Consider the following 22,389-nt stretch of genomic DNA (forward strand, 5'->3'; position numbering starts at 1 on the left):
CTATTGTCTTATATTACCCGATTCGTCGATCAATAATATTGCGAGAGTGCCATCAGGAAGTAAAGGATTACATACCTGATGGCACTTTCTTATTATTTCGGCAAAAAAAGTAGCCTCGTTTTCCTTTATTATATCCCATAGTTGCCTAGCCATAGTCATGTCTTGTATCGAGGCTATTGTTTGGTCAGAACAATAACAATCTTTAGCAATAGAAGATAGAAAGTCTTTATTCATAACGACTTTTTTACTGTGTGTATCAAGAAACCCTTCTGCAAGTTTCACAGCCTTACCAATCATGATTCCCATAGTTAGTTGCGGGAAGCCCAGGTCGGAAGCAATCTTTATTGTTTCACCTATAAAGTTTCCGTAATGAATAAAAGCCTGACTTGGTAAATCGGGATATAGCTGTTTTATAAATTTTTCGCTTTTAGCTCCTGAGTTAATGATAACGTGTTTGCATCCTAAAGCCTTTGTAACCTGCATTTCACGATGGATGGAAGCTATAAAGGCTTCCGACGAAAAAGGCTTTACTATGCCGGATGTCCCGATAATAGATATCCCTCCGGTTATACCTAGTTTAGGATTGAATGTTTTTAGGGCTATTAGTTCCCCGTCCGGAACGGATATCGTTATATCAATTCCCGTTTTTAGGCTTTCATCCGGTAGCTTATACTGATAGTGCCGCATTACTTTAAATACCTCCTTTTTCATCATCATACGTGGTGTCTTATTGATCGCAGGATCTCCGATTTTGAGACCTAGTCCCGGTAGGGTTACCATTCCTACTCCTTTTCCATGAAGAAAACGTACTCCTTTGTGCTTAAGGTTTAATTGTACGGTAGATATTATCTCGTGCCCGTTAGTTATATCAGGATCATCCCCGGCATCTTTTATCACAGAACAGCTTACTTCGGAACTATTTAAAATTGTAGAGTGGATAGGTAGCTTTATCCATTCGCCATTGGGAAGAGTTATACTTGTTTCGGTTTGTATTTCCTGTGTTAATAGTGCTGTTAATGCAGCTTTAGTTGCTGCTGTAGCACACGTACCGGTTGTATACCCTGTTTTAAGCTCGAAAAAGTCAGGAGTAAGCTTTTCTATTTGTTTTCTCAGCCCGTTTTCGCCATAAACACTGATGAAATTTGGAGACAGAACAGGACGTCTGATCACAAGCATCGGAATGCCAAGTTTCCGGGCAGCTTTTACCTTCTCATTAAAACCACCCGATTCTCCACTCTCTTTTGTTACAATTGCTTGAGGCTTTAGTTTCTCGAATACGGATATTTCTTCTTCTCCCTGTTGGTAATACAGGACTTTGTCCATTGGGAATCCTTCAGACAAGACAATAGACCGTGACTCATCACGGTCCAAAATTCTGAACCAGCAGGTATTATTTTTCCAGTAAGGTTTTAACTTAGAAATAGTATTTACTCCGGTCAAGGCCAGTAGTTTGTCTATATGGTTTTTCTTAAGATAATTAATGGCCTCATTATAGGAGTCAAACCAAAGTAAGTCCCTTTCCTGCTCTGGATAGTTACGCTCGTATCTGATTACCGGTATATTCATACGATTGGCCACAGTAGCAATATTCTGATGCAAGCTTTCAGCAAAAGGGTGGGCGGCATCAATGATCAACCGGATTTCTTTTTCGAGACAACAATCCATCATACTTTTCTCATCTAACCCTCCTGTAATGTGAATACCATGTACGGTATTTATTTTCTGAGATTCGCTCTTAGTCGAGTAGTAAAAGGGTTTAGCTGCACCTTCGCAAACTGTGGCAACTATTCGTCCTTCTGTAGTACCTCCGAATATCAGTATCATATGATAATATAATTTAATAGTTCTTCAATACTGGAAATAAGTATGGGCTTCTGTTCCGGTTGATATAATACAATTTGGTTATCTTGAATATCGATTGACAAACCAGAGTCAATATCTCCTGAAGCCAAAATACCATTTCTTAAAAGAGCTTTTTGTATCATAGCATATTTTTGTCCGCAACCGGATACCTTTATCTTCCTGTTAAAATCGTTTTCAACACGGAATAATCCTGTATTTTGGTCAAATACTATTCCTTTCCGGGCAAAGAAATTACTTAAATTTCCATTTAAGGATAAATCTTCGGGTGTGCCAATCTGGATTCCGTGTTCAGTGTCCATCAGCCATATCTTATCTGCTATTTGCAGCGCTAGTTCCAGATCGTGGGTCGATAGAAAGATTGTCTTGTTCGTTTTTCGAGATAATTGATGCAACAATTGCATTATTTCGACCTTACTCGGAAAGTCGAGAAAGGCGGTCGGTTCATCCAGAAGAATGATCGGAGTGTCTTGAGCCAGAGCTTTGGCAATCATAACTTTTTGCCTTTCCCCGTCACTTAATGTATCGACCATTCGTGGAGAAAGGTCTTTTATTTTGACCTGATCAATGGCTTCTTCAATATGTCTTTTGTCATCCGGTGTCAGTTTTCCCCAGAATCCGGTATACGGACTTCGCCCTAAGCCTATTAATTCGTAAGAGGTCATGTTTTTTATATCAAACTTCTCTGTCAGTACAACACTGACTAAAGTTGCCAATTCTTTTTCCGAATAATTCTTTATTCTCTTATTATAAATAAAAATATCGCCTACTAGTTGAGGTTGGAAACCAGTTAAAGTTCTCAGTAAGGTCGATTTGCCAATGCCATTGGAACCAAGCAGGCATGTAAGTTCTCCGCTGTATATTGTGGATATAATGCTTTCGGCAACGATTCTGGTATTCTTTTTAGAACGGTATCCGATCGATAGGTCTTTGATCTCTATTGTTTTTTCTTTTTTATACATAGATTTAGCCGATTTCATTCTTTCGTTTGCCAAATAATACAGAGATAACAATAGGTGCACCTATCAAAGCTGTAACCGAATTTATAGGGAGAGCACCTTCGAATCCCGGCATTCGTGCCACCAGATTGCAGAACAAGGCTAAAGAGGCCCCGGTTAAGGTAACAGCCGGCATAAGTATCCGATGATCGGACGACACAAATATTGTACGGCATAAATGAGGTACAGCCAGACCCAGAAAAACGATAGGGCCACAGTAGGCTGTGATAATTGCGGTAATAACACACGAACAAATTATAACATACAGCCGTGCCCGTCCGACATTCAAACCCAGATTGCGGGCATAGCCTTCACCCAGTAACATCAGATTGAGTGTTTTTATTAAGAAGAACGATAGAGGAATCAATATAGCCATAATACAAACAAAAGTATAAACCTGATTGCCCGATACCTTTGCAAAACTGCCCAGTCCCCATATTACATACGCCCTGACATCTTCATCGTTACTAAAGAATTTTAATACACCGATAATGGCTGTTGCAATATAACCTATCATAACGCCAATAATGAGTAGTATGACATTTCCTTTCACATATCGGGATATTGTTATAATAATTGACATCACTGCCATAGATCCGGCTATTGCGGCTACAGATATGGCTATTTCTCCGAATAGTCCCATTTTGATAAGGGCAGTTCCGGCAATATTTCCCGACAATAAAATTATAAAGGCAACACCTAAGCTCGCTCCCGAACTGATACCTAATTCGGAAGGCCCTGCTAATGGATTCCGGAATAGAGTTTGCATTTGTAATCCACTGATAGATAATCCCGAACCGGCAATGAGCGCCGTTAAAGTTTGTGGGAAACGGGATTTCCAGATTATATTTTCCCATATATCCGGCTCTTTCTTCGTGCCTAGAAGAATATTCCAGACAGAACCGACAGGAATAGAAATACTCCCCAATACCAGATTAAGTATAAAAAAGAGCACTATAGAAATAAAAATAAGAATAAAAGCAATAGCAGGACGTCTCATTTATTTAAGTAATTCGTAATAAACAGTTTTATGATCCGGAAGTAATTCCGGATGGAATATTTTAATCAGGTCAGCTAATACAATCTCGGGTTCTACAGGTGTATTCTCGTAAAATGGTTTTTCTCGTAAATTGCAATAGATCAACCGTTTTTCTTTGAATGCATCAAAGTCTGCATAGCGGGCATCACTCTGTTTCAGAGCATCGTAAGTGAAGCTTCCGTTATAACTGTTTACCATACGCCAGTAATCGGCCTTTGCTCCCTGAGAATAGACTGTTTCAAAATCTACGTAAAACCCTCCCGATTCATTGTCATTCTGCATAAAGTAATCAGCTCCGGCATCCCTGAACAGCTGGGCTAGGTAGCTTTTGCCTCCTACTACATACCAGTTACCCGAATGTAGTTCACCACTCAAGACCTTAGGGTGCTGGGAAACAGCCGTAGCTAGTTTTTTAAGTTCATTATACCGATTTTCTATTTCTTTAAATTGATTGTTTGCCTGTTCCTCAATACCCAGAAGCATAGCTGTAAATTTGATCCATTCTGCCTGTCCCAGAGGTGAGCTCTCTTTATAACCGAGAAAACTTACCAAAGGAATATCCAAATTACGAATGGCATCATATCCTCCTTTTTTGAATGGAGATACTAATATAATATCGGGATTGAGAGCTATTACAATCTCACTGTCAAACTCGCCTTCTATGCCTATTTTACTAGTTTTACCTTCCTTTAGTTGCTTATTTATCTGTTCGTTGAACAGAAACCGTGTACTGGTTATTCCTACAACTTTATTCAGGGCATTTAGTTTTATGAAGTTGGAGAGTTGCAAAGTAGTCATGCATATTGCACTTCGTACAGGAACCTCTATAATCTGATAATCCGCAGGGATACCTTCTTTATCAGCTCCCCTGTTTAAAAAGGCATATTTATAGCTTATATTACTTTCTCCGGATGGGTCGGTTACATTGACCAACTTGTAGTTCCCGTAATCATCTATAGTAAATCCTTTGGCATACTTAATCTCTATAGAACTTGTGTTTTTGGGATGTTCTTTATTTGCAGTTTCCGATTTTTTGTTTTGATTGCAACTAAGAAATAAGATTGCCGGAATAATAATGATATATAGTATATTCTTCATGTAATTATTTATTTACATATAATAAATAGAGAAAAGTAGGGGAATTTACGTTCAATAATATTTTGTTTATGAGAACTGTAAAATTCTTTATCCTTAATACCGACATTTTCGAAATAATGAAATGTTACATACTGCATAGAGGATATTACTTTTTTGATAGCCTCCTCTGATTGAGATGGTTTCATTATCACAATAGAACTGCCGTACAGTATTCTTTCTTCCAGATCTTTTTGTGTAATAACTCCGGGAATAATATATAACTCTTCTTCCTGCTTTACTGTATGTATATTGGCTAGTGCACCACAGGCTATGAATGCGGGTACCCCGGCAATTCTTTTTGTAGGTATATTGTTGACCGAAAGATTATCACATATATAGTGAGTTGAGGAATAAAAGCCGGCATCACCTTCTGCTGCAACTGCAATTCTGCTCCCGTTTTTATATCGTTTTTCTATCTTGGTAGATATCTTTTTATAAGATATGATCGCTTCGGAGCGATTTTTATCCATAGGTACACTAAATAGAGATATTCTGGATTCTTCGAGGCCTAGTTCCAAAAGAATATCCTTGCTCCGCGAAGAGACTTTTCCAGAAGGGGTGAGTGTAGACGGACAGAATATAATATCAGCCTGTTGTAAAAAATTCAGCCCCTTTAAAGTAATTAATTCCGGATCTCCCGGACCAAGGGATACGAACATAACAGAGTTTTCCATCTGTAAATTTGAATAATATATATTTTAAAAGTATTAGAAAGAGTAACCGTTCAGTTTTCTCTTTCTAATACGTGAGTTAAATGGTTCTCTGGCTTATTCCCCCAGATGTTCATTCCATGATTCGGCTTTTAACACAGCCTCTTTCATGTGGTTAATCCAGATTTTACGTATAGCCTCATGATCAGCTAATCCTATAACATTAAAGCTATCAGCGTCAGTATTTGTTCCATCATTGCTGATCGTAAATCCTAGTTTACCTAATTTCAGTTTCCAACTGTATTCAGCTTCCCAGTCGTCTTCATCGGGATTAATGCTTTCAGTTGTTTGTCCATCTTCCAGACCGCCTAAAAGGTCGTTTTGTGCATGGTCTCCTGCTATCGACATCAATGGAGCAAGGCTAACGGTAATCTCTTTATAATTGTCTTTAGTAATACCTTTTCGTGTAGCAAAAGCTTTGATCTCATCGCGTACGTGAGAGAACATCTTATCACCCCAGTCTACGGTTCCAACAAATATGTTTTTCTCGCCGCTTAGTTCTTGTAATGTAGATTCCAACTGGTCATATCTTTCGTTTGCGTGGGTGTATTCTGTATCGGGATTACCGTGTCCCATCAAAGCAACCACTTCCCCATTATCCAGACGGGGCTTGTAATAAGCATAGAGAATCTTGGCTATGGATTGTACATCTTCTTCGGTTTCCAGCAAGCAGGCACTTTTAGCCACTTTAATATCCGGAAACGGAACCATGAAGTTTTTCTTTACATCGGTATTCATGAGGCTTAAATATTCCTCTCCCGGAATAATGTGTAATGATTGTACATATACATTCTTATATCCGGCATTGCCGATAGCTGTAAGCCATAAGTCGGGTTGAGCATAAGCTATTCCTATCTGGGCATATACGCGTGATACAATAGTGCGTGATGTAAAGGACATATAAATGTCGGTGTTAGGATAAGCCGCCTGATAGTCGGCTATAATCTTGTCATAAGTAGCTTGTGGTTGTTCGTAAGTACTTCCGAAAGAGCACAAAAGTAAGGCAGTGTCATTTTTTTTCTCTATAACAACCGCACTTCTGGTATTAGTGTCATCTTTGTTGTCGTCATCCGAACATGCAGAAAAAAATCCGGCGGAAAGAATCACCGAAACGGTTAACAGGTTTTTAAAGAACTTTTTCATACTAAAAATGATTTTTTTAAGTAAACATTATTGGTTTTGATTCTGAAATTTTAAGATAAACGATGTGTAGATATTCCTTCCGGGCGATGTGGTACCCCTGTTATGACCGAAAGGTGTACGGTCTATATAATTGAAGAGATTATCTATTCCTACATTCATATCTAACTTCCATTTTTTTGTGTTAAGAAAGGAATGTGATGTGTTAAGTCTCCATAGTTGGTATCCTTCGGCATTTCCATCCGTTGTATAGTAGCGCTCTGATTGATACCTGCCGTTGAGATTGATTCCCAGTTTGTATTCTTTCCATGATTTGAACCACGAAAGCCTGATATTCGCATTGTGGCGCGAAGTCCCGTTTATATATACGTATTTCATATAATCGGCCGAGGTTTCGTCGTCCGTACGCTGCCCTTTAGCATCCAGATAACTATATCCTCCACTGATCTTTATGTTCTTGGGTAATTCAGCATCGAAAGTGAAGTCTATCCCGTATGTTCGTCCTTTTGCAAGGTTTACGTACTTCATAGTTTCTTCGACCAACTGTAGCTTATCTTCGTAAGAAGTTTCAACAGTCTGAAGAGAGATCATATTCCTGATATTATTGTGATAACCCGTTATACTGGCTTTGAACCGTGGCCGGTGATATTCGACATTTAATGCGTAGTAGTCCGATTTTTGTGCTTTTAAATCGATATTTCCGTAATAGGCTTTGTAACTGCTCATTATTGTTGCATAATAATGATAGTAAAGTTCTTTTATGGTAGGTGCCTTGAATCCATTGGAGTAGGTTCCTCTCAATCTGAAGTTATCCAGTTTATACATCGCCGAGATCTTCGGTGTAAATGTTTGTCCAAATTCTTTATGCTGTCCGAATCGTATTCCGGCTGTAACGTTCAGCTTCTCGGTTATATTCCATTCGTCCTGAGCATATGCAGATATAGAATAAGCTGTGGCTCTGTCCCCTTCTAAACGATAGGGCGACACCAGCTTATCGTGGATGTATTCTACCCCTGTATTTAATATATTTTGTTCATTTAAATAGAATACTCCTTTAAGGTTGCTCAATATTCTCTGTTGAGAAGTTTGTAAAATCCGGTCTCCTTCATAATATACAATCCGGTTGCCGTTTTCATCAAAGTAGTCGGTGTATTCACGGCTCGTATAGTCATAGAAATAATCGTATCTGTCATATGATACATCAAAAGAAAGGTAGTTCTTGCCGTGTAATGTATATTTTGCTCCGATACCGTATGATTGGTTCCTGTAATAAAAATCGTTCAACCGCCATTGAGGTTCGCCTGTGGGTCTGTAAATCCATTTTTCGTAATAAGAAGCATTTGCATTCAGCAAAAGTTCTTTAGTTGCCCGGTAGGATAAATCTTCCGAGATAGAATAATTTGTAGAACGGTTAACCGTTTTTGTAACACTGTTGGTGTATAGTTTTCCTCTGTACCATTCTTCAGTTGTGTTTCTCCAGCCATCAGTATGGTTTAAAGTAAAAGAAGTGTTGGAGGATAGCCGTCCATGATTCAGGCTTATGGTGTTACTTTGATTAATATCGGCATATTCGCCTATCCGTGAAATATTGGATATACTGAGTTTATCTTTGTCCTTTTTCGATATGAAATTTATAACCCCGCCTATTGCATCCGAACCGTAAAGAGACGAGACTGCTCCTTTAACGATCTCTATACGCTCTATATTATTCATGTTAATCCGGCTCAAATCGTTTTGTCCTCCGACATCGCCATTTATTCTTTTACCATCTACGAGTATTAGGATATAGTCATTCTTTAATCCATTGAGTTGAATATTACTCCCCATATCACTACGGCTGAAAGTAAAAGAAGAAGACAGTCCTCCCAGAATATCCTCGATATCCCGTCCCGCATATTCTTTCAGGGCTGTTCCTGATATAACTTCAGTCTGAATAGGAGCATCTTTAGTATAGTGCTCGGTTCCGGTACCGGTTACTACTACCTCATTTAAAGAAACTGACTTTATTTCCTGCTGGGCTTTTGTATGTATACTGCACAAAAAAGTTACTGCCAAAAGCATGTAATACCTCATATCTTATTTTATTATTTTTGAAAATCAATAAAATAAAACAACGAGTTTCCCGAAAATCAATAAAATAGTAATGAATACATATGTATTTCACAACCACTCCTAACCCTGGAAGCTTGGTGTTTATTCGTCGAATCTGGCAGGTCTTCTGGCTATCCTCTGGTTAAAAGCCTTCCCATTCTAAAAGAACAGTGGCATAGAATATTTAACCAACATAACGAGGAATTACAGCTGCAGGTACAGCCCCGGATTCTCACCGGGTTCCCTTTTCATTACAATATCATGAGTATGATTTGTAACACCAAAATCTGGGTCAAAGGTATTAATATTTCTTATATTCGGGGTTAAAAGATGTAAATAAATTTCATCACTAATTTTTATATTGTAAAGTTCTCTCTATTGATGACTGTTTCTTGAAAAATTATGGTTTAGCTAATGTTTTTTATGTAAAATGCTAACCATTATATATAAGATATTGGATAAGATAGGAGCATCTTATCTGAGATAGCATTAATAAAAAAAGTAGACTATTACAACAATAAGACTTCCTAAAACAGTAAGTCCTATCAAACAATTAAAGATAGAGTATGCTTGGTGGGATATTATACGATATGGCTTATTTCTACCTGTCAATTTATAAAAAAGATAGCGTATACGAGCCCCGATGAGTCCCGCAATCTTCCCTATAATATTTAAAATCAGTTCGTCCATAGAACAAAGATCTTGTTTAAATTATCGGTAAAATATACTCTTATATTCTATAAGAAAGGAGAATAATTTAAAAGTATAACATAATTAGCAAATATTCAAAAACTAAATACTAATTTCTGCCGATTGGATACTGTTTATAGATACCTACATATTCAAGTATCATTCGTTGAGGGTAGATGTTGACTTCGCTTTGTCCTTTTGTTCTAAAAGAACTTTTTTGTACGTTTGATTAATAACACAGTTTTAAGTTTGATTTGTGAAGCTAATTGTATTAAAGGGAGATGGAAAATCTATTGGTTGATAAAGATTATGTACTATATAAAACAGAGGGTAAAGGGGGATGGACATTTGCCGAATTACCCGAAATCCCGATGCCTAAAAGTGCTTTTGGAATGTTGAAAGTAAAAGGGAAAATAGACGATTATGAGTTTTCTAATGTACATTTGATGCCAACGGGAAACGGGCATGTGGGCTTGGCTGTTAAATCGGAAATAAGGAAGAAAATAAAGAAACAGGCGGGTGATACAGTACATATTATCCTTTATGAAGATAAGGTACCCACTGAAATCCCCGAAGAACTAATTTTATGCATGAAATACGAAGATGGTATCTTCGAAAGATTTAAAACTTTTAGTGATGCGGAGAAAAAGGCTTTTATAAATTGGATATATTCGGCAAAAACAGAACAAACCAAGGCTGACCGGATTGCCAAAACTATAATAATGATACAAAAAGGTGAAAAATTTTATAAAGCGTGGTAATAGCGCCTTCTTTATATAAGAAACAGGATTTACATCAGAATCTATTTAAGAGCAATAGGGATTATGTTAATCATGTAAGAAATTTTTATCATTCTAGTTTCATTAATGTTTAATTTATTATACAATGGTACCTATTGATGAGAATGAAAAATTATTACTTCAGCATATATTACAATGTGGCGGAGCTTTTTTAGAAGCACATAAAGAGTTTTACCCCTTTGGTATGGCAATGGGATATGATTTTGAAATCTATACGATTGCCGCATCTGATGGGAATGAATTCCCAAATTCACAGGATTTAATATCTCTACTTGAAAAAATTCTTTCCTCTGGGATTAATGAAGGAAACTATCTGCTATGTGCGATATGTTATGACATATATTTGAAAGAGACTATTAATGGTATGGAACGCAAAAGGGATGCAATTAAAATCTGTTTTATAGCGAATGACCACAAAAATGAGGTCGTATTACCATATATCTTTACTTCTGAGGGGATAATCTTTGAATAAGGGCTTATCTGTCTCATTTCAATATAATTTTCTTTTTTACCTATCTTTATATCTTAAAAAAATGAACGTTTAATGAAATTATATTTAAAAATATTATCACTGGTAAGCATTTTTATGATAACCATATTTACTTCTTGTCATAAAAGTGATAACCAGATATTGAAAGAGGTCAATGAAATTGTTAAGATGAAGCCAGATAGCACGCTCATACTTTTATCAATGATAGAAAATCCATCTCAATTGGAAGGTAAAGACAAAGCTGATTATTGGAGAATACGTAGTCGGGCTCATTATCAGATGCATAATGCAATGACAACAGATTCACTAATACTTTACTCTGTTGATTATTACCAGTACAATCAAGATACCTCCAATTTAATCGAATCATATTTACTTTTAGGAGAATATTATCGATGGATAAACCAACCTGACAGCACTAACTCTGTATTAAACAAAGGACTTGAAATAGTCAAATCCAGAGAAGACTCAATATACATATCTCAGTTTTTATACAAAATTGGAATAAATGAATTATCCAGAGGAAAAAGTCAGGAAGCAATAAACTATTTTAAAAGAAGAATATCTTTTGACAAAAAGTCTCATAACTCATACTATTTAGCAGGAATTTACTCCAACGATGACTCAACACAATACTATTTAGATGAGTCTGTAAGATTGGCTTTACAAATAGGAGATACATTATCAGCGGCTCATTATTTACGTAACTACGCAAGTATCTTTCTAAAAAATAAAGATTATTCAAATGCAATAAAACTTATTGAAAAAACAGGTGAATTATCAGATTTTTATAAAGATTTCGGGGCAAACCATCAGCTTATGACTCAAATATTTATTGTTACAGAAAGATTAGATTCTGCTCAATATTATTTAGATAAAGCAAAGAATGAATACAGGAAAAGTTCTTTTGGAAGCTACAGTGATTTAAATCTTATAGGAAATCAAAATGCTTTGTATGTATTACAAGCGATAATAGATACCAAACACAATAAAGAGGTTGATCTTGCACCAATGTATCGTTTCAATGATTCTATTATATCAGAAACGAACAGAAAGAATGAGATATTACTGGAACAAATAACTGAACGGAATAATCTTGAACAACAAAATTTAAGATTACTAATTAATAGACAACAAACTCATATTCTTCTAATTATTATTTTCTCTTTTGTTATATTTTTATCAATTATTGCTTACCTATATACTCAGAAGAAAAAAAGAAAGCTTCAAGAAATAACGGAAAGAGCTGAATCATTACAAATACTTTTTCGGGAAGCTTTAAATGTCAAAGATGAAAAACAAAACAATAGCCAGCTTTTCCGCAAAACCCTATTGCAACAATTAGGAATTATAAAGTTGGTTGCTACAACTCCGGCAAAACAAAATAAAGGATTATTACATCAGATAATTGATATTTCTAATGAGTCAGTCTCAACCGAATCCTTGTTAAAATGGAACGATTTATATTCAATTATCGACTCTATATATGATAATTTTCATACCAAACTGAAAGAAAAATATGGCAATATATTGATTGAAAAAGAGATACAGTTATGTTGTTTACTCCGTGCTGATTTCTCTACAGTCGAGATTAGTGCCATCATGCAACAAAGTATGCAAACAATCTATCAACGTAAATCTACAATACGGGGTAAACTGAAAATGGAGGATAAAGAAGATATTTTGCCCTTCTTAGAGGAGCAATTTTAAACCTAAAATGAAGATATAAGTAGATTTTAATCCAATATAAATTATTTAACCTTTCAAAAGATGTATCAGCCTGTTTATCTTATACTTGACATCTATACAATATAAAGGAGATATAGGCTGTTATAAATAAATAATTAGCATCAAAACATATAGATTTGCTTTCATAATTAATTCCCAATAATATGAAAACAAGTTATTTAAAAAAGGTTTTGTTCAATCTATTCTTGTTGTGTTGTACCTCCAGTATGATAGGTCAAACTATAACAGGTAAAGTTATTGACACAGAATCCTCCGAACCACTCGCTTTTGCTAACGTTATTCTCTTAAATTCTGTTGATTCTACTTTTATTGCAGGAAGTATAACCGATGATAATGGCTCTTTCTCGTTAAAGGCTTCAAATGCAACAGAAAATTATTTAATTCGAGTACAATATGTAGGATATGAAGCTTTGACTTTAAGGGTCGGCTCTGCAAATTTGGGAATACTATCACTTTCTCCAAGCCAGACAACCCTAAAGGAAGTGCAAATTACAGCTTCAGCTAAAACATTCCGGATGGAGAATGGAGGTATTTCTGCTGATATTCAGAATAGCAGGCTCAAAGATATGGGCAGTCTTTCCGATGTATTGGGGCAATTACCTTTCATTCTGAAAGATCAAGATAATTATACTGTATTTGGCAAAGGGACTCCTGTCTTTTACATTAACAACCGTTTAGTTCGTAATAATATTGAAATACAGAAAATAAGTTCAAAAGATATCAAGAACGTAACTATAATTACCAGTCCTGGCACAGAGTATGATTCTTCTGTAAATGCCGTTATAAAAATAGAAACTATACGCCCTGTGGGTGAGGGTATTAGTGGAGATATTTTTACTTACAACAGATACAATAGCAAACTTTCGACATTGAATAACGTTTCACTAAATTACCGAAAAGAAAATTTAGATATTTTCGGTAGTTTTGGATATGCAGATATGTCTTTTCCTAAAGACAGAATAATTACTAATAGCATATTAACAAATAGCTCTGTTACTAATATTGGAACACAATCCAAAGAAAAGGATTCTTTCAGACATATTATTCCACAAATAGGATTTAACTATATGATAGATAAGAATCATTCATTTGGTGGTAAGTATGAATACTATAACCAACTGAATCTTTCCGGAAAACATAATCAATATATTGAGGTCTTAAAGAATAATCTAAAGGAAAATGAACTTCATTCAGACAAGTGTTATGATGGTAGTAGTAAAAGCCATTATGTAAATGTTTATTATACTGGCATATTGAGTAAATGGCTGAGTATGAAAGTGGATATTGATTATAAAACAGCAAGTAATGAGAATGGTACTGATATTAACAACTTGTTAGAAAATGGAACTATTGAAAAGGTTGCAACATCAAATACTGCATCATCGGACCTTTATGCAGCAAAAATCGTTTTGACTACCCCTATATGGGATGGAAATCTGGTATATGGTGCGGAAATTTCACATACTAAGAACAGGCAAGACTCATATGTTATCGAAAATGAAGGTGCTCCGGGAATTATTCCAAGCAGTAATGATGTTAATCAAAACTTAATTGCAGGTTTTTTATCTTTTGAAAAATCTTTTGGACAGCTTTCGGGAGACATAGGCTTGCGCTTTGAAAACATTTCTTCTGAGTATATACAAAATGGTAATAAGATACAAGAACAAAGTAAAGATTATCAAAACTTATTTCCCAGCATACGTTTATCATATAAGCATGACAAATTTCAAACTGAACTTTCATATAGATACACTATTCGAAGACCTAGTTATTCCGATTTGCGAAGTGGTATTGTTTATTTAGCTCCATATTCTTATTTTAGTGGCAATCCTTTGCTTCAGCCAACCTATCAGCAGAGCCTGACATTTACATTGATGTGGCAAAAATTCACATTTATGACTGTTTATAGTCATTATAAAGATCGTTTTTTTGAAATGATTCCACAACTATATCTGGAAAACTCAATCTTATTAAAACCTGTAAATTTTGACAAAAGTCAGCAATTGTCAATAAGTTTGAATTACTCCTCAACTGTTGGTATTTGGAACCCAAATATAGAAATTGGGATGGAAAAAGGGTTCATTAAGTTTGGAACTCCGAGTTTGACATATAATGAACCAATCTTTAAGGCATCTTTACGTAATAATTTGAAAATAAAAGAATGGCAAGTAGGCTGTGATATTCATGGAAGAACAAGGGGCAATAGAGGTCTTGAATATCTTGAAAAAAGTTCATGGAATACTAATATATATATAAGCAAGTCTTTTTTGAAAGGGAACTTATCTGTCAATGTTACTGCCAATGATATTTTTAACACTATTGACGACAAGATGAGTATTGCAAATAATAATGTAAATGTTTATTATGACAATTCAATGTATAGAAGAAATGTACAACTGACAGTAACCTATCGCTTCAATACTTCAAAAAATCGATATAAAGGAAATAGAGCAAGTAATGAGTTAGATAGGTTGTAACTGTTTAGTGAATAGGAAGTCTGTTCAGTAGTTTTTATCATGTGAATATGATGAGATAAATTAGATTAAAATTCAAGATAAATAATATTTTCTTGTCAGGAAAGACTATAGCAGGGATTATTGGCTCTATCGGAAAAATATACATTCCTATTGAATAGGACATCGAACCCTATTATAATAATTTGTTGATTAAATTTTGCATGCAAATTGCATGTACGGATAAAAAGAAAAAGAGTTAGACAATAACTCTAACTCTTTAATTCTTAATTGTCGGGATACCAGGATTCGAACCTGGGACCCCCTGCTCCCAAAGCAGGTGCGCTAACCGGACTGCGCTACATCCCGTATTTGATTTCTCAAATGCGATGCAAAGGTACAATATATTTTTAAAAAGCAAAATTTAGAGCGTATTTTTTTGAAAATATTCTCTGATCAGTAATAAAAACAGTATTTTTGCATCATTAGAAAATCAGATTTAATTTATAGAAATATTCTTGCTATGTACAGAAGTCATACATGTGGTGAACTGAGGCTTGCCGACCAAAACAAAGAAGTTATCCTAGCCGGATGGGTACAAAAAGTTCGTAAATTAGGAGGTGGTATTACTTTTGTCGATCTACGAGACCGCTATGGAATTACTCAGTTGGCATTTTATAAAGATGCAAATGCAGATCTTTATGAAGAAGCAAATAAATTTGGCCGCGAATGGGTTCTGCAAGTTACAGGTAAAGTTCAGGAAAGATCCAGTAAGAATAAGAATATACCTACAGGAGAGGTAGAATTGGTTCCGACCAAGGTGACAATACTTAATACATCGGAAGTCCCTCCTTTTACAATCGAAGATGAAACAGATGGAGGAGACGATATTCGTATGAAATACCGTTATCTGGATTTGAGAAGAAATCCGGTCAGGAATAATCTCGAATTGCGTCATAGAATAGCTTTCGAAACAAGAAATTATTTAGATAAGCAAAACTTTTTAGAAGTAGAAACTCCTGTATTAATAGGTTCCACACCTGAAGGTGCCCGAGACTTTGTGGTTCCATCGAGAATGAACCCGGGCGAATTTTATGCATTACCGCAATCGCCACAATTATTTAAGCAATTGTTGATGGTATCGGGATTCGACCGCTATTTCCAGATTGTGAAATGTTTCAGGGATGAGGATCTGCGCGCAGACCGCCAGCCCGAATTTACCCAGATAGATTGCGAAATGTCTTATGTCGGTCAGGAAGATGTCCTTCAGACATTCGAAGGATTAGCAAAATATTTATTCAAGACTGTTAAAGGAATTGATATAGCCAATTTCCCTCGTATGCCATATGCCGAAGCTATGAAGTATTATGGCTCTGATAAGCCTGATACCCGTTTCGAAATGAAGTTTGTGGAAATCAAAGATTTAACTAAAAATAAAGATTTCGTCGTTTTTGACAGCAGTGAGTATGTCGGTGCAATATGTGCAAAAGGTTGTGCGGAGTATACCCGTAAGCAACTGGATGAACTGACTAACTTCGTGAAAAAACCTCAGATAGGAGCAAAGGGACTTGTTTATGTTAAATGTGAAGCCGATGGTAGTTTTAAGTCATCAGTAGACAAATTTTATAATCAGGATGATTTGTCAAAATGGGCAGAACGTTGTGGTGCAGAAAAGGGAGACCTTATACTTATTATATGCGGAGAAACCGAAAAAGCACAGAAGCAATTATGCGAACTTCGTCTCGAAGTAGGAGAACGCTTAGGTTTACGTGATAAGAATGTATTCAGTTGCCTTTGGGTTGTCGATTTCCCTCTTTTGGAAAAAGATGAAGAACTGAACCGTTACTTTGCAAAACACCATCCGTTTACAAGTCCTAAAGAAGAAGACTTACATTTATTGGATTCTGATCCCGGAGCCGTAAGGGCAAGTGCCTATGATATGGTGATAAACGGAGTCGAAGTAGGAGGTGGATCGGTACGTATCCATGATAGTGCTTTACAAAAGAGAATGTTTTCGGTTCTGGGTTTCACTGAAGAAAAAGCGCAAGAGCAATTCGGATTCCTGATGAATGCTTTTAAATATGGAGCACCTCCACATGCCGGATTGGCATTTGGTCTGGATCGTTTGGTATCTCTGTTTGCCGGACTCGATTCTATAAGGGATTGTATTGCATTTCCTAAGAATAATTCGGGTCGGGACGTTATGATCAACGCTCCGGCAAAACTGGAACCGGAACAATTAGACGAGCTGAATATAAAAGTGGAGATCAAAGAATAAATACATCTTCGAATAAGAAAAAATAAGGCCGGTTAATCAATCGGTCTTGTTTTTTATAGTGAAAAATATGTTAAAAAACATAAAACATTACAATATTATTGATACATAAGCATACATATAGTAAGTGTGCTTATTATATTTGCAGCCAATTACAAATATGTAGAAATGAATGATTGTTCTAAATTTGATAATCCTGAAGAAGATCTGGGATATTTAATCTGGAGGATTACTAAATATTGGCAGCGAGGGAAGCATCGAATGCTGGATGAATTTGGACTTACCGGTTCGCAAATGGAGGTTTTAGGGGCTATATTCCATTTGTCGAAAGATGAGAAAGAAGTAACCCAAATATTTTTATCTCAGGAAACAGGGATTGATCCGATGACGGTTTCGACAATATTACGGAATCTTCAGAAAAAGGGATTGATTACCCGTAAAGAAAGTAAAATCGACACAAGAGCGAGGGTTGTCGAACTTACTGAAGAAGGGAGAAGTTTGTTTGCAATGGCACTAACGAAGGTAAAAGAATTGCAAGAGGTCCTTTTCGAAAGCATTGATGTGGATGCTTTGCGAAAACAATTAAAAATATTATTAAACGAGTTAAATAGATTAAGTATTCATTCAATAAATTAATAAGTGTAAGGTATGGATTTGAAAAAAATGAGTGTCGGTCTTTTCTCGGTACTACTGTTGGTGTCTTGTGGAGGTAAACAAGATGCAAAACAAGAAGCACCGGCCAGTGTATATCCTACACTGGTGTTGAGCGCACAGAACGCTCAATTAGAAACTGTATATCCGGTTACCATTAAGGGACAGGAAGATATAGAAATAAGACCAAGGATTGATGGGTTTATCGAAGCGATTTACGTAGACGAGGGGTCTGTCGTAAGAAAGGGGCAAACTTTATTTAAAATTAATTCGCCATCGTCGGAGCAGGCATTATCTTCAGCTAAAGCAGCTGTAAATAGTGCACAGGCTTCTGTAAATACAGCGAAACTGAATGTGGATAGAATACGTCCGCTGGCAGAAAAAGGGATTGTGAGTAAGGTTCAATTAGAAACAAACGAGAATGTGTATCAGTCGTCTTTAGCAACATTGGCTCAATCGCAGGCAACGTTAGCACAGGCACAGGCTACAATGAGTTGGACGAATGTAACCAGCCCAGTAGACGGAATTGTGGGGGAAATACCTTACCGTCAAGGAAGTTTGGTTGATAAAGCTAACGCACTTACTACTGTAGCTAATACAAGTAATGTATATGCATACTTCTCTTTGAATGAAAAAGATTTACTAGGTTTCTTAAGCAATGCAGAAGGAAAAACACAGGCTGAGAAAATTAAAAATATGCCTGAAGTTACTCTGATTCTGGCTGATGGTAGTGTATATCCTGAGAAGGGTAAAATCGAAACAATATCCGGAGTAGTAAATGTATCTACAGGATCTGCCGGATTCAGGGCTGAATTCCCTAATCCTCATGGTTTGTTGAGAAGTGGTGCAAGCGGTAAAGTAAGCATCCCGAGACATCTTGACAATGTATACGTTATACCACAGAAGGCGACATTCAGCCAGCAAGATAAAGTCTTGGTTTATAAAGTCGAAGGAGACTCGGTTATGCAGTCATTAATAACAGTTTCTGTTATGCCTGACGGAAAGAGCTATGCAGTAACAAGTGGTCTGAAAGATGGTGACCGTATCGTTACCGATGGTGTAGCAACTTTATCAAATGGTAAAAAAATCAAGATAGAGAACCAGCAATAAAAAATTAAAACAGTAAAATACAATGTTAAAGACATTTATAGAAAGACCGGTGCTATCGACCGTGATCTCTATTATCATCGTGGTATTAGGGATTATCGGACTAGTAACCCTTCCTATTGAACAATATCCGAACATTGCTCCTCCTACAGTTGTAGTTAGTACTACATATAGTGGGGCCAATGCAGATGTGGTGATGAATAGTGTGATTGTACCTATCGAAGAACAAGTGAACGGGGTAGAAGGTATGACATACATGACATCATCTGCCACAAATAACGGACAGGCTACAGTTACAGTATACTTTAAGCAGGGAGTAGACCCTGATATTGCTGCTGTAAACGTGCAAAACATGGTTGCGCGCGCTACACCCTTATTGCCATCGGAAGTTGTTTCTGTGGGGGTAACCGTAAGAAAACAACAAAGTAGTACGATTCTTTTCTTGGCATTGTCAAGTGATAATCCCGATTACGATGGGGAGTTTATACAGAACTATGCCAATATCAATATCTTACCACAGATCAAGCGTGTATATGGGGTAGGGGATGCCAATGTATACGGAGCGAAAGACTATTCGATGCGTGTATGGTTGAAACCCGACCTTATGACTACCTATAAGATTGCGCCGGAAGAAATAATTGCAGCATTGAATGATCAGAATATAGAAGCCGCTCCGGGTGAGTTGGGTCAAAATAGCGATCAGTCGTTTCAGTATACCCTTAAGTATACAGGGCGGTTAAAGACAGCAGAACAATTCGGTAACGTTATAGTTAGAGCAAATGATGGCCATATACTAAGGGTTAAGGATGTAGCCGATGTAGAATTAGGCTCACTTAACTATACAGTGCATTCGGCTACAAACGGTTCTGAATCAGTCGTTATTGCAATCAGTCAAACTGCGGGTTCTAATGCACAGGAAGTAATTGAAAACATTCAGAAGGTTCTCGAAACAGAGTCTAAGACATTCCCTAAAGGGATGAAAGTGACTTACTTGATGAATGCCAATGATTTCTTGGATGCATCAATCGAAAAGGTTATTCACACATTGATAGAAGCATTCTTACTGGTGTTCCTTGTTGTGTTTGTATTCCTTCAGGACTTCAGATCGACATTGATACCTGCAATAGCCGTACCGGTGGCGATTATCGGAACATTCTTCTTCTTGCAGATGTTCGGGTTCTCTATCAACCTTCTTACATTGTTTGCACTTGTACTGGCAATCGGTATTGTGGTGGATGATGCTATTGTCGTCGTCGAGGCAGTCCACGCTCAGCTTGATGCAGGAGAAAAAGATCCGAAAGTAGCGACAATGGCAGCGATGAAAGAAATTGCTCCGGCGATCGTTTCTATCACATTGGTTATGTCGGCAGTATTTATTCCTGTCAGCTTTATCGGAGGTACCAGTGGTATTTTCTACAAGCAGTTCGGTTTAACTCTGGCTATCTCCATTGTAATTTCTGCGATCAATGCATTGACATTAAGTCCGGCTCTTTGTGCCTTATTCTTAAAAGGACACGATGAAGAGCACGGGCAGAAGAAGAGTTTACTGAAACGTTTCTACTATAGCTTTAATATCGCATTTAATTCGGCTACTCAGAAATATAAGTCAAGCTTACAATTCTTAGGAAGACGTGGTCATAGATGGATTACTGTTGCTATTATAGCTGTAAGTTCTTTCCTTTTAGTTTTCTTGATGAAACAAATACCAACAGGATTTGTGCCACAGGAAGACGGTGGAGGTGTAATGGGGATGATAACTTTACCTCCGGGAGCATCTCTGGAACGGACAGATTCATTAGTGGCAGAAGTTACTGCTATTGCAAAAAGTATCGAAGGTGTAAATGATGTTACCAGTATTGCCGGTGTTAGTTTTATGAGTGGTCTGGGTAGCTCGTATGCTTCTGTCATCATAAAAATGGTGCCTTGGAATGATCGTAAAATTAATACAAATGAGGTGGCAGCGATGCTAACGGAAAAAACCTCGCATATACAGAATGCAACATTTATGTTCTTTGGTATGCCTACTCTGCAAGGGTTCGGTTTGAGTACAGGGGTCGAAATGCAGCTTCAGGACAAAACTGGTGGAGATATAAATAAATTTTATGATATAACCACAAACTTCTTGAACGAAGTGAGGAAGAGTGAGTCTGTGATGATGGCTATGACAACCTTTAATCCTAACTTCCCTCAAAAGGAGATCGAAGCTGATATTCCTAAAATTAAGCAATCGGGCTTGACATTGACTCAGGTTATGACAGCCATGCAGGCTTATATCGGTAGTATGTATATCTCGAATTTCAACCTATACGGAAAGCAATTCAGGGTTATGGTACAGGCCTCTCCCGAATACCGTGCTAGTATGTCTGACTTGGATAAGTTATATGTACAGACCGGCTCAGGAGAAATGGCTCCTATCACCGAATTCCTGAAAATTACAGATGTATCAGGACCTCAAGCCTTGACCCGTTTCAATATGTTCTCGTCAATGAGTGTTACCATTATCCCTAACTTCTATAAAGGATATAGTACCGGTGACGTTATACAATTGGTAGATCAGGTGGGTAAAGATGTTTTACCGGAAGGTTATGGTTATGAATATTCAGGTATGACCCGTGAAGAGGTTAATACAGGTAGTCAGACAATACTTATCTTCGGACTTTGTTTGATATTCGTATATCTGCTGCTTGCAGCCCTTTATGAAAGTTATATACTTCCGCTGGCGGTAATATTCTCATTACCTGTCGGTCTTGCCGGAGTATTTATATTCATCTTTGTCGCGATGTTAGGAGGTAGCGGTATCGTTAATAACATCTATGTTCAGATATCGCTCGTCATGTTGATAGGGCTGTTGGCTAAGAATGCTATTCTTATTGTAGAGTACGCGATCCAGCGTCGTCAGCAAGGTATGAGTATCGTTGAGTCTGCCGTGAATGGTGCTGTTGCACGTCTCCGTCCTATCTTGATGACATCGTTTGCGTTTATCTTTGGTCTTATGCCTTTGATGTTCGCATCGGGTGCAGGTGCTATTGGTAACCGTTCTATCGGTATCAGTGCTATCGGTGGTATGTTTATCGGTACGATGATCGGGGTGTTGGTTATTCCATCACTGTATATCATCTTCCAAACTATACAGGATAAATTCAGTAAGTCAGGCATGATTAATTCTAATGACGAGGTAGTGAATAGAAAACAATGACAA

The 22,389-nt window shown here is 36.9% G+C and carries 15 protein-coding genes, 1 tRNA gene and 1 riboswitch; of the genes, 8 read left to right on the top strand and 8 right to left on the bottom strand.

What is annotated here, in order from left to right:
• From cbiD to BUC12_RS06470, 7 genes are all read right to left on the bottom strand, one after another.
• The gene (gene cbiD / locus BUC12_RS06440; RefSeq protein ID WP_062177510.1) at window positions 1-1,824 is read right to left on the bottom strand and encodes a cobalt-precorrin-5B (C(1))-methyltransferase CbiD; all 1,824 of its coding nucleotides are present in this window, start codon (window positions 1,822-1,824) and stop codon (window positions 1-3) included.
• Window positions 1,821-2,840 (bottom strand): ABC transporter ATP-binding protein, encoded by a 1,020-nt coding sequence (locus BUC12_RS06445; RefSeq protein ID WP_236689370.1) that lies wholly within the window; start codon window positions 2,838-2,840, stop codon window positions 1,821-1,823. The genes cbiD and BUC12_RS06445 overlap by 4 nt, the downstream gene beginning before the upstream one ends.
• A complete protein-coding gene (locus BUC12_RS06450) occupies window positions 2,827-3,858 on the bottom strand; it encodes an iron ABC transporter permease (protein ID WP_062177513.1) in 1,032 nt (343 codons plus the stop codon). The genes BUC12_RS06445 and BUC12_RS06450 overlap by 14 nt, the downstream gene beginning before the upstream one ends.
• On the bottom strand, window positions 3,859-4,995 hold the full coding sequence (locus BUC12_RS06455; RefSeq protein WP_062177516.1) for an ABC transporter substrate-binding protein: 1,137 nt from the start codon (window positions 4,993-4,995) through the stop codon (window positions 3,859-3,861).
• Between the two features lie 8 nt (window positions 4,996-5,003).
• A complete protein-coding gene (locus BUC12_RS06460) occupies window positions 5,004-5,708 on the bottom strand; it encodes a precorrin-2 C(20)-methyltransferase (protein ID WP_062177521.1) in 705 nt (234 codons plus the stop codon).
• A gap of 93 nt (window positions 5,709-5,801) precedes the next feature.
• Entirely contained in the window at window positions 5,802-6,887 is a 1,086-nt protein-coding gene (locus tag BUC12_RS06465) for a sirohydrochlorin cobaltochelatase (protein WP_062177524.1), read from the bottom strand.
• 27 nt (window positions 6,888-6,914) lie between these two features.
• Entirely contained in the window at window positions 6,915-8,957 is a 2,043-nt protein-coding gene (locus tag BUC12_RS06470; RefSeq protein WP_062177526.1) for a TonB-dependent receptor plug domain-containing protein, read from the bottom strand.
• A 118-nt stretch (window positions 8,958-9,075) separates the two neighbouring features.
• A riboswitch (cobalamin riboswitch) is annotated at window positions 9,076-9,275 on the bottom strand.
• 671 nt (window positions 9,276-9,946) lie between these two features.
• Between BUC12_RS06470 and BUC12_RS06480 the strand changes: the two genes are divergently transcribed.
• The 4 genes from BUC12_RS06480 (at window position 9,947) to BUC12_RS06495 (ending at window position 15,181) form a co-directional block, all read left to right on the top strand.
• Entirely contained in the window at window positions 9,947-10,426 is a 480-nt protein-coding gene (locus BUC12_RS06480) for a DUF1905 domain-containing protein (RefSeq protein ID WP_062177532.1), read from the top strand.
• A 124-nt stretch (window positions 10,427-10,550) separates the two neighbouring features.
• Window positions 10,551-10,937, top strand: coding sequence for a hypothetical protein (locus tag BUC12_RS06485; RefSeq protein WP_062177535.1), 387 nt, complete (start codon window positions 10,551-10,553; stop codon window positions 10,935-10,937).
• Window positions 10,938-11,009: 72 nt separating this feature from the next.
• The gene (locus BUC12_RS06490; RefSeq protein ID WP_062177540.1) at window positions 11,010-12,665 is read left to right on the top strand and encodes a hypothetical protein; all 1,656 of its coding nucleotides are present in this window, start codon (window positions 11,010-11,012) and stop codon (window positions 12,663-12,665) included.
• Window positions 12,666-12,847: 182 nt separating this feature from the next.
• The gene (locus BUC12_RS06495) at window positions 12,848-15,181 is read left to right on the top strand and encodes an outer membrane beta-barrel protein (protein ID WP_062177542.1); all 2,334 of its coding nucleotides are present in this window, start codon (window positions 12,848-12,850) and stop codon (window positions 15,179-15,181) included.
• Window positions 15,182-15,451: 270 nt separating this feature from the next.
• On the opposite strand, the gene BUC12_RS06500 is transcribed toward BUC12_RS06495, so the two are convergent.
• Window positions 15,452-15,526 (bottom strand) — tRNA-Pro (locus tag BUC12_RS06500).
• Between the two features lie 154 nt (window positions 15,527-15,680).
• Between BUC12_RS06500 and aspS the strand changes: the two genes are divergently transcribed.
• From aspS to BUC12_RS06520, 4 genes are all read left to right on the top strand, one after another.
• On the top strand, window positions 15,681-17,435 hold the full coding sequence (aspS, locus tag BUC12_RS06505) for an aspartate--tRNA ligase (RefSeq protein WP_062177546.1): 1,755 nt from the start codon (window positions 15,681-15,683) through the stop codon (window positions 17,433-17,435).
• A gap of 165 nt (window positions 17,436-17,600) precedes the next feature.
• Complete coding sequence (locus BUC12_RS06510) at window positions 17,601-18,068, top strand: MarR family winged helix-turn-helix transcriptional regulator (RefSeq protein WP_062177548.1); 468 nt, start codon at window positions 17,601-17,603, stop codon at window positions 18,066-18,068.
• Between the two features lie 12 nt (window positions 18,069-18,080).
• Entirely contained in the window at window positions 18,081-19,193 is a 1,113-nt protein-coding gene (locus BUC12_RS06515) for an efflux RND transporter periplasmic adaptor subunit (RefSeq protein ID WP_062177551.1), read from the top strand.
• A gap of 22 nt (window positions 19,194-19,215) precedes the next feature.
• Entirely contained in the window at window positions 19,216-22,386 is a 3,171-nt protein-coding gene (locus tag BUC12_RS06520; RefSeq protein WP_062177554.1) for an efflux RND transporter permease subunit, read from the top strand.
• Window positions 22,387-22,389: the final 3 nt, after the last annotated feature.

This window comes from Indolivaga macrotermitis (genome assembly GCF_900128985.1).
In the GTDB taxonomy this organism is placed as follows: Bacteria; Bacteroidota; Bacteroidia; order Bacteroidales; family Dysgonomonadaceae; genus Dysgonomonas_A; species Dysgonomonas_A macrotermitis.

Coding starts and splice junctions, on each gene's coding strand:
- BUC12_RS06510 (WP_062177548.1), top strand. CDS start 17,601: ATGAATGATTGTTCTAAATTTGATAATCCTGAAGAAGATCTGGGATAT.
- BUC12_RS06515 (WP_062177551.1), top strand. CDS start 18,081: ATGGATTTGAAAAAAATGAGTGTCGGTCTTTTCTCGGTACTACTGTTG.
- BUC12_RS06455 (WP_062177516.1), bottom strand. CDS start 4,995: ATGAAGAATATACTATATATCATTATTATTCCGGCAATCTTATTTCTT.
- BUC12_RS06445 (WP_236689370.1), bottom strand. CDS start 2,840: ATGAAATCGGCTAAATCTATGTATAAAAAAGAAAAAACAATAGAGATC.
- BUC12_RS06470 (WP_062177526.1), bottom strand. CDS start 8,957: ATGAGGTATTACATGCTTTTGGCAGTAACTTTTTTGTGCAGTATACAT.
- BUC12_RS06520 (WP_062177554.1), top strand. CDS start 19,216: ATGTTAAAGACATTTATAGAAAGACCGGTGCTATCGACCGTGATCTCT.
- BUC12_RS06490 (WP_062177540.1), top strand. CDS start 11,010: ATGAAATTATATTTAAAAATATTATCACTGGTAAGCATTTTTATGATA.
- BUC12_RS06460 (WP_062177521.1), bottom strand. CDS start 5,708: ATGGAAAACTCTGTTATGTTCGTATCCCTTGGTCCGGGAGATCCGGAA.
- BUC12_RS06485 (WP_062177535.1), top strand. CDS start 10,551: ATGGTACCTATTGATGAGAATGAAAAATTATTACTTCAGCATATATTA.
- cbiD (WP_062177510.1), bottom strand. CDS start 1,824: ATGATACTGATATTCGGAGGTACTACAGAAGGACGAATAGTTGCCACA.
- aspS (WP_062177546.1), top strand. CDS start 15,681: ATGTACAGAAGTCATACATGTGGTGAACTGAGGCTTGCCGACCAAAAC.
- BUC12_RS06495 (WP_062177542.1), top strand. CDS start 12,848: ATGAAAACAAGTTATTTAAAAAAGGTTTTGTTCAATCTATTCTTGTTG.
- BUC12_RS06450 (WP_062177513.1), bottom strand. CDS start 3,858: ATGAGACGTCCTGCTATTGCTTTTATTCTTATTTTTATTTCTATAGTG.
- BUC12_RS06465 (WP_062177524.1), bottom strand. CDS start 6,887: ATGAAAAAGTTCTTTAAAAACCTGTTAACCGTTTCGGTGATTCTTTCC.
- BUC12_RS06480 (WP_062177532.1), top strand. CDS start 9,947: ATGGAAAATCTATTGGTTGATAAAGATTATGTACTATATAAAACAGAG.